This window comes from Dietzia sp. Cai40, from assembly GCF_014145165.1.
Taxonomy (GTDB): domain Bacteria; phylum Actinomycetota; class Actinomycetes; order Mycobacteriales; family Mycobacteriaceae; genus Dietzia; species Dietzia natronolimnaea.
On the sequence record NZ_JAALEB010000049.1, the window covers coordinates 1 to 13,537 of the forward strand.

Genomic DNA, 13,537 nt, shown 5'->3' on the forward strand with positions numbered 1-13,537 from the left:
GGCCTGCGCGGGCTCTGCGCCGCGGGCGAGCAACCCGGCGATGACCCCGGCCTTGACGTCTCCGGACCCGGACACCCCGAGCCCCTGCGTGCCGGATTCGTCGCGCCACAGACGGCCGTCGGGCGACGCGATCCACGACGTGGCCGCCCCGGACACCACCACGGCGCGGGTGCGCCGGGCGAGGTCGGCGACCCGGCGTGGGGTGTCGGCCTCGACCTCGGACTCGGGGACGTCGAGCGTCCTCGAGAGCTCCCTGGGGTTCGGGGTGAGAACGCAGCGCCCGTCGAGGTGGGCGACCCCGTCCGGATCCGAGGTCAGGTACGCCAGGCCCAGCGCGTCCAGGACCAGCGTGCAATCCAGATCGGGGACGACCCGGTGGAGCAGTTCCCCGGCGACCCCGACGCGGCCGAGGCCGGGCCCGATGACGACGGCCGCACAACCCTCCGCCAGCTCGCAGATGGTCTCCGCACCGGCCGGGGTCAGCTCGCCCTCCTCGTCCTCGGGCAGTCCGACCGTCATCGACTCCGGGATCCGCAGCGCCAGGCCAGGCGCCACGGAGGACGCCGTGGCGATCTGGAGCTTGCCGGCGCCGGCGCGCAGCGCGGCCTCCGCGGCGAGGAGCACCCCGCCCGGGGTCGTGCGACCGCCTCCCACCACGAGCACCCGGCCCCGGCTCTCCTTGCCGCCGCCCGGCGCGGGAAGAGCCCAGCCCCGCAGACGGTGGGAGGTCAGGACGATCTCCTTCTCCGACGGACCGCCGTTCACCGGCCGTCCTCGTCCGCCGCGGATCCCTCGCGGGTCGTCGGTGCCGCGGCCCGCTCCACGGCCGTGGTGTCGGCGTACCGCTCGAGTTCCAGCGCCGCGCCGCCGTGCCGGTACGTGGTGACCGAGCAGTTGGGTAGGGGGTCCGCCCGGTCCACGTGGAGGATGTCCTGCTCGGCCATCTGCTCCAGCGCCACCCGGAACCCCATGATCACCGCCTGGTGGCTGAAGACGCACAACCGTTCACCGGCGTACTGCTGGCGCAGGTCGGTGAGCAGGTAACGCACGCGGAGGACCACGTCCGTCCAGCTCTCACCGCCCGGGGGCCGGTAGTAGAACTTCCCGATCCGGTCGCGCCGCTCCGCCTCCTCCGGGAAGCGGTCACGGATACCGTGTCCGGTGAATCCGTCCAGGATCCCGAGGTCACGCTCGCGCAGCCGCTCGTCGGTGAGGAGAGTGGCGTCCAGGCGGGCGGCCTCCAGCGCGGCGGCGGCGGTGTCCGCCGCGCGTCGGTACGGGGAGGTCAACCACACCGTGGGTCGGTGCTCCTCCGGCAGGTCGGCGAGCCACGCGCCGACCGCCGACGCCTGCGTGAACCCGGTATCCGACAGGGGTGTGTCGGCGTCCCGGTAGTCCAGGTCGAGGCGGTGCGCCCCGGCGGCCCGGGCCTCGTCGTCGGCGATGTTCCCCACGCTCTGCCCGTGGCGGACGAGCAGGAGTCGGGACAGTTCGGTCATATCCGCAACCTACCCATCCGCATCCCGCCCGTCCCCGGACTCACGGCGTGAGGACGATCTTCACGGCCCCGTCCTGCTTCTTCTGGAAGATCTCGTAAGCGTGGGGGGCGTCCGACAGTGGGAGCCGGTGCGTGGCGAAGTCGTCCACGCCCAGCGGGTCGGCATCGGTGAGCAGCGGCATGATGTCCGGCACCCAGCGCTTGACGTTGGCCTGCCCCATCTTGAGCGTGAGCTGCTTGTCGAACATCGTCAGCATCGGCAACGGGTCGGCGACGCCGCCGTACACGCCGGACAGCGAGATGGTCCCACCGCGGCGCACGATGTCGATGGCGGAGTAGAACGCGGCGAGCCTGTCGACTCCCGAGTGCTCCATCATCTTCTTGCCCAGGAACTTCGGGAGCATCCCCACGGCCGCGTGGGCCGCCGTGGCGACGGGGGACCCGTGTGCCTCCATCCCCACCGCGTCGATCACGGAGTCCGGCCCGCGGCCGTCGGTCATGTCGCGGATCACGTCGCCCAGCTCACCGGGGAGCTCGGAGGGGTCGAGAACCTCGACACCCCGGTGCGCCTGCCGGGCCCGGCGCTCCGCGACCGGGTCCACTCCGATGACGCGGTGCCCGCGGTGGGCGGCGATCCGGGCGGCCATGTCGCCGATCGGTCCCAACCCCAGGACGACGACCGTCCCGCCGTCGGGGATCTGCGCGTACTCGACCGCCTGCCAGGCCGTCGGCAGCACGTCGGACAGGTACAGGTACCGGTCGTCGGTGTGCTCGTGCGGCACCTGGATGGTGGTGTTCTGGGCCTGCGGGACCCTCAGGTACTCGGCCTGACCGCCCGAGACGCTGCCGTACAGCTCGGAGTACCCGAACAGTGCCGCGCCCATACCCTGGTCACGGACCTGGGTGGTCTCGCACTGGGTATTGAGGCCCTTGTCACACATGTAGCAGTGGCCGCACGAGATCTGGAACGGCATCACCACGCGGTCGCCGGGTTTCAGGTCGGTGAGACCGGACCCCACCTCCTCGACGATCCCCATCGGCTCGTGGCCGAGGATGTCGCCCTCGTTCATGAACGGCCCGAGCACCTCGTACAGGTGTAGGTCGGATCCGCAGATGTTCGTGCTGGTGATCCTGACGATCGCGTCGGTGGGATCCTCGATCCTGGGATCGGGTACCTCGTCCACGCGGACGTCGCGCTTGCCGTGCCAGGTGACCGCCTTCATGGCAGGCTCCTCTCGCTGGTCGTGTCATGCGCGCTCACGCATATCACCGACGCTACGAGGCCGCGGGAGTCGACGCATCCGGTCGCCCGAGGAGGTAGACCTGAGTGGTGACCGATCTCCGCCAACCCCGCGTGGTGATCATCGGCGCGGGGGTCGCGGGGATAGCCGCCGCGCACACGTTCATGCGGGCCGGGCTGACCGACGTGACGATCTGCGAGAAGGGCACCGACGTCGGCGGGGTGTGGCACTGGAACCGTTATCCGGGTCTGACCTGCGACGTTCCCTCCCAGCTCTACCAGTTCGGGTTCGCCCCCAAGGCCGACTGGTCACACGTCTGGGCATCGGGGGAGGAGATCCAGCGGTACCACCGGGACGTGGTGGACCGGGTCGGTCTGAACGCCTGGCTGCGGCTCGGGACCGAGGTGACGGACGCCGTGTACGACGACGAGTCCGCCACCTGGACGGTGACGACGGCAGCGGGGGAGGTCCTGCACGCGGACTTCGTGGTGTGCGCGACCGGGGTGCTGCATCACCCGTACGTGCCCGATATCGACGGGCTCGACTCGTTCGCCGGACCGGTCGTCCACACCGCCCGCTGGGATCCCGGGCTGGAGACCGGCGGGTCCCGGGTGGCGGTGATCGGCTCCGGTTCCACGGGAGTGCAGATCGTGTCCGCCCTGCAGCCGGAGGCGTCACGGCTTCTGCACTTCGCCCGATCCCCGCAGTGGATCCTGTGGGCGCCGATGACTGTGCGGCAGCCCGCACCGCTCACCGCCCTGCTCCGTCGGTCACCCGGATCGCAGCGGAGGATGTACGCGACGGCCCTGTGGGCCTCGGGGATCCTGGCGGACGTGGTCCTCAAGCCGACCTGGCGGCGTCGCGCGGTGCAGGCCTACGCCCGCGTGAGTCTCCGTCGGCAGGTCCGCGATCGTCGGCTCCGGGAGGCGTTGACCCCGGACTACGAACCACTGTGCAAGCGCCAGGTGGTCTCGGGTACCTACTACCGCGCAATCACCGCCCCCAACGCGGAGTTGGTCACGGGTCCGATCTCCGAGGTGACGCCCACCGGCATCCGTACCGGCGACGGTGTCCACCACGAGGTCGACGTGATCGTGCTGGCCACGGGTTTCCGAACCCACGAGTACATGCGGCCCATGCGGATCACCGGCCGCGACGGCCTGAGTCTCGATGAGGCCTGGGCCGCAGGTCCGCGCGCATACCGGATGACCGCGATCCCGGGATTCCCCAATCTCTTCACCGTCCTCGGCCCCAACTCGCCGACCGGATCGATCCCACTGCAGTTCTCGGCAGAGCTCACCTCGCGTTACATCGCGCAGTGGATCGAGCGATGGCGGCTCGGCGAGCCCGACGCGGTCGAGGTGACCGAGCGGGCGACCGCCGAGTTCTCCCGCGCGGTGGGTGCGGCGATGGGACCGACGGTGTGGAACACCGGGTGCACGTCCTGGTACCAGACCGCCGGCGGTGAGATCGATCTCTGGCCCTTCGACCGGAAGCGGATGGGGGAGATGCTCGACCACCCCGACGAGCAGGACTTCACGACGGTCCTGCTCGGCTCCTGAGAATGCGGTGCGTCCCGACGGCTCACCGCAGGATGAGTGGGATGTGCTGCTCTGCCGCGGTATTGGCCCCGTGATGACCGAGGAGGCCCGACTCCATCTTCTCGTGGTGGGTGCGGGCGAGGATGACGCCGCCGGTGGCGACCGCGACGACGTGACCCAGACGGTCAGCATGTTCCCGGCCCGGCCCGAACAACTGCTCGTCCAGCGCCTGTTCCCGGCTCAGCACCCGCGCGTGCCCCGCCAACTCCTCGCGCCAGGCGGCCAACACCGCCGACTCCGACCCGGCCCGTGCGTGCACGTGCCGTACCCGGGCCTCGCCTACGACCGCCTCGACGTCCGCGAGGAGCGACGGGGTGGCATCGATATCGATCACGGTCTCCGCGGCCACCATGCCGTGGTCGGCGGTGACGAGCATCCCGCAGTCGGGGGGCAGATCCGTCGCCAGGTCGGCGACGAAGGCGTCCACCTCGCGCAACGACTGGATCCACTCCGGGGAGCCCGGACCGTGGATGTGCCCGATGAGATCGAGGTCTCCGAAGTAGGAATAGACGAACCGTCTGGACGTCGAGGGAGCGGCGACGACACCGAGTATCGCCTCGCGGATCTCCTGCAGTGAGATCGCCGGGCGGTACTCGCCCTCCGCCCGGAACGCGGCGCGGGTGAGTCCGGATGCCCGGAAGTCCTCGCGCATGACGTAGGTGACGTCGACCCCCTCCTCGGTGAGCAGTTCGAGCAGACTCGGCAGCACCTGCACCTCACGGGGAGGGAACCGGTCCAGTGCGGAGGGCCCCTCCGCCGACCCCGTGGTCCACCGGAGCGAGTTGAAGACGGTAGGTGTCTCTGCGCCCTCGTCCGGGAGCGCGAAGCTGTACCCGACGATCCCGTGGCGGGAACACGGCGCTCCCACCGCCAGGCTGGTCAGACTCGTGGCCGTGGTGGCGGGGAACCCCGCGGAGATCATCCGCGTGGTCATCGCCGAGAGGGTGGGGGCGACGTCGGCGTGCTGCCGGATGAGCTCGGCGCCGAGGCCGTCGACCAGGACGAGCACCGCATCCCGCGCGGGCGGGAGAGCCAGTGGGTTGCGGAGGTCAAGGCCCAGCGAGGCGGCGATCGACGGCATGACGTCTGCCAGCGAATGGTCGGCGGGGGTGGTCGGGATCCCGGTCATGGCTCCACTCTCCCTCATCGCGCCCGCGAACGGTGCGGACCGGCGCCGGGCGGGCGGACGGCATCAGGGCGGAGGTTGTGACGCGACGACGTGGTGGTCGTGACGTGTCGACGGGGTGGTCGTGACGTAACACCGCCCCGCTCGTGACGTATATGTGATGGACTCAAGAATCCTTAACTCATCGTGGGGCTCGCGCCCCCGTCATGCTCGGAGATCACTGTGACCAGATCCATCGCCTGCGCCGGTGCGCTGGCCGCCGCACTTCTCGTCTTCTCGACCGGCGCCGCCGCAGCCCAGAGCGCAGACGGCCTGTCGTCGGGCGCCCTCGACTCGTCGTCGCTCACCGGGTCCGCCGGAACGGGCACCGATGCGGACACCGGCGGCGGCCTCGGCTCCGCCGGCGACCTGCTTCCGGCCTCCGTCACCGGTTCGCTGCCCGGTTACACCTCCGGTCCGGTCGGTTCCGTCGCCAGCGCCGTCTGTGGCGTCGGCACCGTGGCCGGCACGGCGGCCAACCTGGCGGGCATCCCGCTGCCGCCCATCGGGGTCGTGTGCATGGTCGTCAAGCCCGTCGCGGAGTCCGTCGACTTCCTGATGCGCGGGGACGTCCCGGGGTCGGTCGACGCCGTCATCGGCGGGGTGCCCGTGGTGGGCGACTCGCTGGCCGGAGCTGTCAACACGGACTCGGCGACCGACGCCGTGGAGGGCTCGCTGGGCGAGGAGCGGCTCGGCTCGATCACCGGGTCCTCGGTGTCGCCCGAGGGTTCGCCGGAGACCGCTCCGGTGAACTGAGCCGGATCAGCGTTGCCCGCGCCCGAAGGCGTGCGGCTCGACCGGTCGCTGCGCGCTGGGGAGCCCGGCCACCACGAGTCGGTAGGACTCCGTGACCAACTCCTCGACCACGTCGGGGCCGAGGCTCCCCCCGGGGTGCAGTGAGATCCAGTGCCTCTTGTCCATGTGGTAGCCGGGGGTGATGTCGGCGTACGCGTCACGGAGGGCGAGGCCGTCCGAGGGTGATGCCTTGATCACCACGAGGGGCTCGTCGTCGACAACGGTGTGGATCATGAACACCTTGCCGCGGACCTTGTAGACGTCGACGTCCGGCCCGAACGGGAACTCCAGGGTCGACGCCGGTAGTTCGCGTGCCCGCATCGCCGCACATTTCTGGAGTTCCCGCCCGTTCATCCCAGTGACGCTACGACACGCTGCGGGCTCCGTCATCGAGAAGAGCGTTCCGCACACCTGCTTCTCGGCCGACGTGTTCGGAACGCTCTTCGCGACCCGCGCGACCCGCGGGGTCGGTCGGGCTCGATGCGAGGGGATTGGCGAGGGTGCCCGCGAACTGCAGCGATCCCGCCTGATCGGTCAGATCCACCATCTGCCGGGTGTCGCGCAACTGCAGGCGGTTGAGGCACGAGTGTTTGAACCGCGGCGCGAACAGCGCCTGCCAGGTCGCCTCGTCGACCTCAGTCCGGTCGACGTCGATGTCGATGTCGCCGTCGCCGTCGCCGTCGCCGCCCAGCGCCAGCAGGCACCGGCGGGTCTCGTCCCAGAACTCCGATGCCGTCAGGACCCCGGACTCGTCGAGGATCGCGGCGAGGTGACGCAGTACCCCGTCCATCACGTCGGTGTGGATGCTCAACGCGGCCGTCTCGGCGTCCACGAGGTGCCGGATCCGCTCGATCCCCTCGGGCAGCGGTCGGTCGGTCACCACGGCCACCTCCTCGCCGATGTCCTTGAACAGCACCCGGCGCGGCAGGTTGTCCGGGCCGATCACCACGATCACGTTCTCACCGTGGGGCATGAACACCAACCCGTGCGCGAGCAGACAGCGGGCCACCGGCAGAACGTAGGCGTCGAGCAGCGCGCGGAGCCACGTGCGGGCGTCCGCCCCTGACCGCTCCAGGTGTTCGACGACGAGGGGGCACCCGTGGAGGTCGACGTGCAGTAGTGAGGCCAGCGTGAAGGCCCGCTCGCCCTCCGCCAGTCGCGGCACCGGGCTCTCACGCCACAGGGCGGCGATCATCTTGGTGTGCGGCCCCTCGTCCGAGACGCCGGACTCCGCTGCGCGGTGGTAGGCGTCGCCTGTGTACCCCACGGCGGCGACCTCGCGCAGGACTCCGAAGTCGAGTGCCCGGAGCACGGGATCCCCGGCCACCAGACCGGCCACCCAGTCGTTGACCGCCGGGGTGTCACGCATGTACCGAGGAGACAGTCCGCGGGTGAAGCCCATGTTCTGCACCGCCAGTGCCGTCTTGACGTACCCGCGCTCGGGACGGGTCACGTCGAAGAACGTGCGTACGGACTGCTGCGGGCGGTACTCACTGCGGGACTCGCCCAGGTGGACGAGGTCGCGGCGGGCCAGGTCGGGGCCGAACACCACGGCGATCTTGTGCTCCCACTGCCACGGGTGGACGGGAATGAGGCGGTACCCGTCCGGATCGAGGCCCAGCTCCCGAAGTCGTGTGTCGCACCGGTCGAGGTCGTCACCGTCGAACTCCCGACGGTAGTGCTCGTTCTCCTCCAGTCCGGTCACGGTGGCGATGTGGCTGAGTTCACGGCGGGCGGCGAGCCACACCAGACGTACCGTCGCGGGAGCCTCCGGGGTGTAGCGGTGTCGGTCGGTCAGCCCCAGTCCGATGCGCCCGTTGTTGGCCACGAAGCCCGGGTGCCCCTCGGTCATCGCGGCCTCGACCTCCTGCAGGTCGGCACCGGCCAGTTCCTGCACGGGGCGGGCGCGGTGGTGCAGACAGAACGCGGCGGACCCGAGGGTCGCGGCGATCTCCTCCAGATAGACGCCGACGAGTGACGCGGGGATACCGAGCACCGGGGCCAGCGCGGTGATGAGGGCCGGGGCGTCGGGTTCGACCGGCTCGCCGGCGACCTCCCGGCGCAGCGAACCCTCGTCCACCACCCAGTGCTCCAGGGGCAGCACCCGCCCGCGGAACAGCCACCTCTCCTCACCCGCGCGCACCTCGTACATGTCCGGGTCTGCGGTGGGCTGAGGCGAGACGAGTCGCTCGTGGGAGAACTCGGCCAGGGCCTTGGCGCACAGGTGACGGTGGGCCCGCCGCATCGCGTGACCGGTGAGGTGCGCGTGGGGCACGGCACCGGACGACGGGGGTGACGACGACACGGCCCGTGTGGTCCGGCCGATCTCGGAGGCCCGGAAGTCCCCGACGTCGCAGAAGGAGAGCAGGGCGGTCTTGTCGGCGAGTTCCACCGCCCCGCCCTCCCGGAAGCCGGCACGGGCGTTGAGTCGGTGCACGGCGGTGTTGCGGATGTCCGGCTCCACCACCACGCGTCGGGCGCCCAGCGGACCGAAGGCGGTCTCGCAGATCGCGCCGATCACGGCGGCCGTGGTGCCCGGCACGGGCGTCCGCGAGGGGGCGACCAGCAGGTGCATACCCAGGTCCCCGGGTTCGTGCGGGTACGAGCCGTCGAGCTCGACCGCGGCCGGGTCGTAGTACACCGCCAACCCCACTCGCAGTCCGTCGATGCGCACCATGTGGACCTGCCGGTGTGGGCTGCTCTGCCAGTCGCGGAAGAACGCCGAGATCTGCTCGGGCGCCATGTGCCGCATGCCCCAGTACGCCGACCCGGGGTGCGAGAGCCAGGCGTGGAGGGTCCCGACGGTATCGGCGTCCGTGGAGAGGGAAGAGAGCGAGACGAGCCCGGCGGGGGTACTGACGGTGTGATGGTTCATCGGGCCTCCTGGGCCTGCTGGTCGGCGGGGGAGTGGCGCACGGCGGACGTCCCGGCTCGGGTCGGATCGGTCTCCCGGGTGGGGCAGGACTCGCGGGCCGGGGCGCCGAACCGCTGGAACGCGATGCGTGATTCGACGGGGTAGACCTCGTGACCGGTGACGGACCGCAGGATGATGCTGTTGCGCATCGCCCCCATCCCCAGGTCCGGGGCGCTGAGCCCGTGGGTGTGCTCCTCGGCGTTCTGCACATGGACACGCCGATGGGCCAGGTCGATGGTGTGGTCGCGGGCCACGCGGTAGCGACGGGGCCTGCCCGCGCCGGCCCGCCCGGGTCCGGGGTCCTCCCAGTCGATCTCCGAGGCGATCCCGTCGAGGAACCGCGGAGCGGTGGCGGAGTAGCCGGTGGCCATCACCAGACCGTCCGTGTGGTGTTGCCAGGCCCGGCCGGTGTCGTTGCAGTGCAGTTCCAGGCGGATCCCTGACTCGTCTACGGTGGCCCCGTCCAGGGCGGTCGCGGCCACCAGCAACCCGGTGTCCAGTCCGTGGGCGGACCGGCGGTAGAGAAGATCGTGGATCTCGTTGATCAACTCGGCGTCGATGCCCTTGTAGAGGGACCGTTGCTCGCGCAGCAACCGGTCCCGGGTGCCGGCGTCGAGACCGTGGAAGTGGTCGATGTACTCCGGGGAGGTCATCTCCAGGGTGAGCCTGGTGTACTCCATGGGGAAGAACCGGGGGGACCGGGTAATCCAGTCCACGCGGGGGCCGGAGTGCCCGGACGTCGCCACCAGGTCGTGGAAGATCTCGGCGGCCGACTGGCCGCTGCCCACGACGGTCACCGAGTCCAACCCGAGCAGCTCCTCGCGCCGGTGCAGGTAGTCGGCAGCGTGCAGCGCGACCCGTCGGCCCGCGTGTGGGGAGGCGCCGTCGAGCGAGTCCGTGTCGACAGGCGACCACGGGGTGGTGCCGATCCCCAGTGCGAGGTGCCGGGCGCGGTAGGTCTCCGTGCCGTCGGAGGTGATCGCGGTGACCCGGTAGACGGGCCCGTCCTCGTCGTCGTCGGTCCCTCCGTTCCCCCCGTCCGGCCCGCCCCCGGCGCCCTGTGCCGCCTCGCGCCGGACGTCCACCACCTGCCGTCCCCACCGGAGTCCACCCACCCGCTCGGAGGCCCAGCGACAGTACGCGTCGTACTCCGCGCGCAGGGGCTGGAAGTTCTCGCGGATGTAGAACGGATACAACCGGCCCACCTGTTTGAGATAGGACAGGAACGAGTACGGAGAGGTGGGGTCGGCCAGCGTGACCAGATCGGCCAGGAAGGGCACCTGGATGGTCGCGTCGTCGAACATGAGTCCGTGGTGCCACGCGAAGCCCTCGCGGGAGTCGAGGAAGACGGCGTCGATCTCCAGCGGTTCGGCGAGGCACGCCAGCCCGAGGTTGAACGGACCGATGCCCACCCCCAGCAGGTCGTGGATCTTCCCGCTCATGACATCACCCCCGCGGTGGTGGCCTGGCGCATCCCCTCGGCCAGGTACCGGGCGGCCTCGCGGACGTCGGCGAGCACGGCCGCCACGTCCCGGTCGGACAGCTCCGGGTCCAGGATCGTGAGTTTGAGGCACGGTCTGCCGTCCACCACCGTCGCCGCGACCACCGACCGTCCCTCGGCGAACAGCGCGTCCCTGACGGGACGGACCAGGGCGTCGGACTCGTCGGGGTCACACCCCTCGGGCCGGGGGCGGAAGAGGACGGTCGACAGTGCCGGCCTTCGAACCAGCTCGAGGTCGGGCTCGGAGTCGATGGTCCAACCGATCCGCCGGGCCACGTCGATCGCGTCGTCGAGCATGCGGCCGATCCCGTCGGCGCCGAGTACGCGCAGCGTCATCCAGAGCTTCAAGGCGTCGAAGCGGCGGGTGGTCTGCAGGGACTTGTCCACGGCGTGATCGTCACCGTCCGCGGGGTTGAGGTAGTCGGCGCTGACGGTGGAGTGGCGGAAGCCGGAGCCGTCCCGCAGGAGAAGAGCGGATGCGGCCACCGGCAGGAAGAAGGTCTTGTGGAAGTCGACGGTCACCGAGTCGGCCAGCCCGATCCCGTCGAGGAGATCGCGGCGGGTGGGGGAGACCAGCAACCCGCCGCCGTAGGCGGCGTCCACGTGCAACCAGACGTCGTGACGGCGACAGACCAGTCCGATCTCACGCAACGGGTCGATCGCGCCGTGGTCGGTGGTGCCGGCCAGGGCGACGACGGCCGCGACCTCGTCACCGGCGTCCGCCACGGATGCCAGGGCGCGGTCGAGGGTGGCGGGGTCCATGCGGTCGCCGTCCCCGGGGAGGACGATCACCGCGTCCGGCGCCAGGCCGAGTAGACGCGCGGCCTTGACCACGCTGAGATGGGCGTGCTCGCCGGTGACGATCCGCAGTCGGGACAGACGGGCGCAACGGTCCGCGGGCGTGGTCCCCCCGGGGCCGGGGCGGGAGAGTCGATCCTCGCGAGCGGTGAACAGCCCCTGGAGGTTGGACTGCGATCCGCCGGTGGTGAAGACGCCGTCCGGCGTGACCCGATCCGGCCTGTCGAACTCGATCAGGTCGGCGACCCAGTCGACGAGTCTCTGCTCGATCAGGCACGCCGAGGTGCCCTGGTCCCACGTCTCCACCGCGGTGTTGACGGAGGTGGCGAGCGTCTCGGCGGCCAGCGCGGGGATCGTGACCGGACAGTTGAGGTGCGAGAGGTAGCGGGGGTGGTGGTACCCCACGGCGTGGTCGAGGTAGAGCGCACGCACCTCCACCAGGGCCTTGTCGAGCGTCCCCAGCGGGGTCGACAGATCCACCGCCGCGGTCTGTGACGCGAGATGCGCGGGCGCTGCGGACGAGCGCGGGGTGGTACGACCGTCGAGGTATCGACCGACCTCGGCGGTCGCCGCGGCCAGGGCGGCGGCGTGGTCCTTCCTGCTCCGGTGGCTCAACAGGTGTTCGTTCACGGGTGCTCCGAACTGATCGGGGACGTAGGTACCGGCGAACGTTATGAGGGTAGGCTTGCCTTATCAACACTAGGGCGAAATGAACCATGTTGTGCCCCAGGCGAAGTGGGAATGTGGGAGTACGGTCTTGCGTTTCGGCGCATCGTCGCTCTACTGTTGCCCCGATAAGGTAAGCCAAGCCTAAGCGGCTTTGATCCCATCGGAGACCCCATGAGTCCACTCACCGTCCGATCCCGTGTCCGTGCGGTCGACGCCCCCGATCGCGCACGGGTCGTGCTGCTCCTGGCCGCGCTCCTCGCGACACTGGCGGTGTTGGCCGGGTGCACGACGGGCTCGGTGGGTGGATCGCAGGACCCGGCCACGGCGACCGACGTCGAGCGCGACGGGGAGTTCCCCCGCACCATCACCCACGCGTACGGGCAGACGGAGATCACCGAACCGCCCCAGCGGGTGGCCACGATCTCCTGGGTCAACGCGGATGTCTCGCTGGCGCTGGGAGTGGTTCCGGTGGGCATGCCGCGGAACTCGTTCGGCGGCAACGCCGGTGGATCCACCGACTGGTTCGACGCCGAACTGGAGTCGGTGGGCGGCGAGATGCCGGAGTTGTACTCGGAGACGGACGGCATCAACACCGAGGCCATCGCCGCGCTCCAACCCGACGTCATCCTGGGTGCCTACTCCGGGATGACCGCCGAGGAGTACGAGACCCTGTCCACGATCGCCCCCACCATCGCGATGCCCGAGGGCGACGTGGCCTTCGGTACGCCCTGGCAGGACTCGACCCGCCTCATCGGCGAGGCGCTCGGCCGCTCGGAGCGGGCGGAGGAGCTCATCGACGAGGTGGAGGACCGGATCGCCCAGGTCGCCGACGATCACCCGGGCGTCCGGGGGACGACCTTCATCTACGGCACGGTGGATCCCGACGCGGCCGAGAAGATCTACGCGTTCACCGACGTGGACAACCGACCGCGATTCCTCGAGCAGCTGGGGATGGTGCAGGCCCCCGTCGTCTCCGAGGCCTCGACCGGCGCCGCCGACCAGTTCGCCGTCACCTGGTCACCCGAGCGGGCCGACGAGCTCGTCTCGGACATCCTGGTCACCTACGCGGCGTCGCCCGACGTGCGCGCCGCGATCGAGGCGGACCCGCTGCTGGGTCGCATCCCCGCGGTCGAGGCGGGCCGGATGGTGGTGCAGACCGACGAGCAGCAGGTGCTGTCCATCTCGGCGGCGTCGCCGCTCAGCCTGCCCTGGGCGCTCGACAACGTGGTCCCGGACATCATCGTCGCCGCGGAGCAGAACTGACCGATGCAGGTGACCGCGACGAGCCGGAGCGACCCCGCACCCGCGGGGCCGCCGGCGGCCCCGGTGCGGACCTCCGCACCGGGGCGCCACCG

The 13,537-nt window shown here is 70.6% G+C and carries 11 protein-coding genes; 3 read left to right on the plus strand and 8 right to left on the minus strand.

Features of this window, described 5'->3' with window-relative positions; translation table 11 throughout:
* The 3 genes from G6022_RS02315 to G6022_RS02325 form a co-directional block, all read right to left on the minus strand.
* Positions 1-765: NAD(P)H-hydrate dehydratase (locus tag G6022_RS02315; RefSeq protein WP_182690964.1), on the minus strand; the 765-nt coding region annotated here is incomplete at its 3' end.
* A complete protein-coding gene (locus G6022_RS02320; RefSeq protein WP_179525098.1) occupies positions 762-1,499 on the minus strand; it encodes a histidine phosphatase family protein in 738 nt (245 codons plus the stop codon). The genes G6022_RS02320 and G6022_RS02315, both read right to left, overlap by 4 nt.
* Positions 1,500-1,539: 40 nt before the next feature.
* Positions 1,540-2,721 (minus strand): zinc-dependent alcohol dehydrogenase, encoded by a 1,182-nt coding sequence (locus tag G6022_RS02325; RefSeq protein ID WP_182610967.1) that lies wholly within the window; start codon positions 2,719-2,721, stop codon positions 1,540-1,542.
* A 104-nt stretch (positions 2,722-2,825) separates the two neighbouring features.
* On the opposite strand from G6022_RS02325, the gene G6022_RS02330 reads away from it, so the two are divergent.
* Positions 2,826-4,301, plus strand: coding sequence for an NAD(P)-binding domain-containing protein (locus G6022_RS02330; protein WP_182610968.1), 1,476 nt, complete (start codon positions 2,826-2,828; stop codon positions 4,299-4,301).
* 22 nt (positions 4,302-4,323) lie between these two features.
* Here the strand turns inward: G6022_RS02330 and G6022_RS02335 are convergent, their stop codons facing one another.
* Positions 4,324-5,469, minus strand: a complete 1,146-nt coding sequence (locus G6022_RS02335; protein WP_182639631.1) for a nucleotide pyrophosphatase/phosphodiesterase family protein — start codon at positions 5,467-5,469, stop codon at positions 4,324-4,326.
* A 219-nt stretch (positions 5,470-5,688) separates the two neighbouring features.
* On the opposite strand from G6022_RS02335, the gene G6022_RS02340 reads away from it, so the two are divergent.
* On the plus strand, positions 5,689-6,261 hold the full coding sequence (locus G6022_RS02340; protein WP_179525102.1) for a hypothetical protein: 573 nt from the start codon (positions 5,689-5,691) through the stop codon (positions 6,259-6,261).
* A 6-nt stretch (positions 6,262-6,267) separates the two neighbouring features.
* Here the strand turns inward: G6022_RS02340 and G6022_RS02345 are convergent, their stop codons facing one another.
* From G6022_RS02345 to G6022_RS02360, 4 genes are read right to left on the minus strand one after another with little or no spacing between them, the layout of a single operon-like run.
* Entirely contained in the window at positions 6,268-6,654 is a 387-nt protein-coding gene (locus G6022_RS02345) for an MmcQ/YjbR family DNA-binding protein (RefSeq protein ID WP_182639633.1), read from the minus strand.
* A 10-nt stretch (positions 6,655-6,664) separates the two neighbouring features.
* Positions 6,665-9,175 carry a GNAT family N-acetyltransferase gene (locus tag G6022_RS02350; RefSeq protein WP_182690967.1) on the minus strand — a complete coding sequence of 837 codons (2,511 nt, stop codon included), beginning with the start codon at positions 9,173-9,175 and terminating at the stop codon, positions 6,665-6,667.
* Positions 9,172-10,656: a SidA/IucD/PvdA family monooxygenase gene (locus tag G6022_RS02355; protein WP_182639636.1), complete on the minus strand. Its 1,485-nt coding sequence runs from the start codon at positions 10,654-10,656 to the stop codon at positions 9,172-9,174. Before G6022_RS02355 ends, G6022_RS02350 begins: the two co-directional genes overlap by 4 nt.
* The gene (locus G6022_RS02360) at positions 10,653-12,143 is read right to left on the minus strand and encodes a pyridoxal-dependent decarboxylase (RefSeq protein WP_182639637.1); all 1,491 of its coding nucleotides are present in this window, start codon (positions 12,141-12,143) and stop codon (positions 10,653-10,655) included. The genes G6022_RS02355 and G6022_RS02360 overlap by 4 nt, the downstream gene beginning before the upstream one ends.
* A 210-nt stretch (positions 12,144-12,353) precedes the next feature.
* On the opposite strand from G6022_RS02360, the gene G6022_RS02365 reads away from it, so the two are divergent.
* Positions 12,354-13,445: an iron-siderophore ABC transporter substrate-binding protein gene (locus tag G6022_RS02365; RefSeq protein WP_182639638.1), complete on the plus strand. Its 1,092-nt coding sequence runs from the start codon at positions 12,354-12,356 to the stop codon at positions 13,443-13,445.
* Positions 13,446-13,537: the final 92 nt, after the last annotated feature.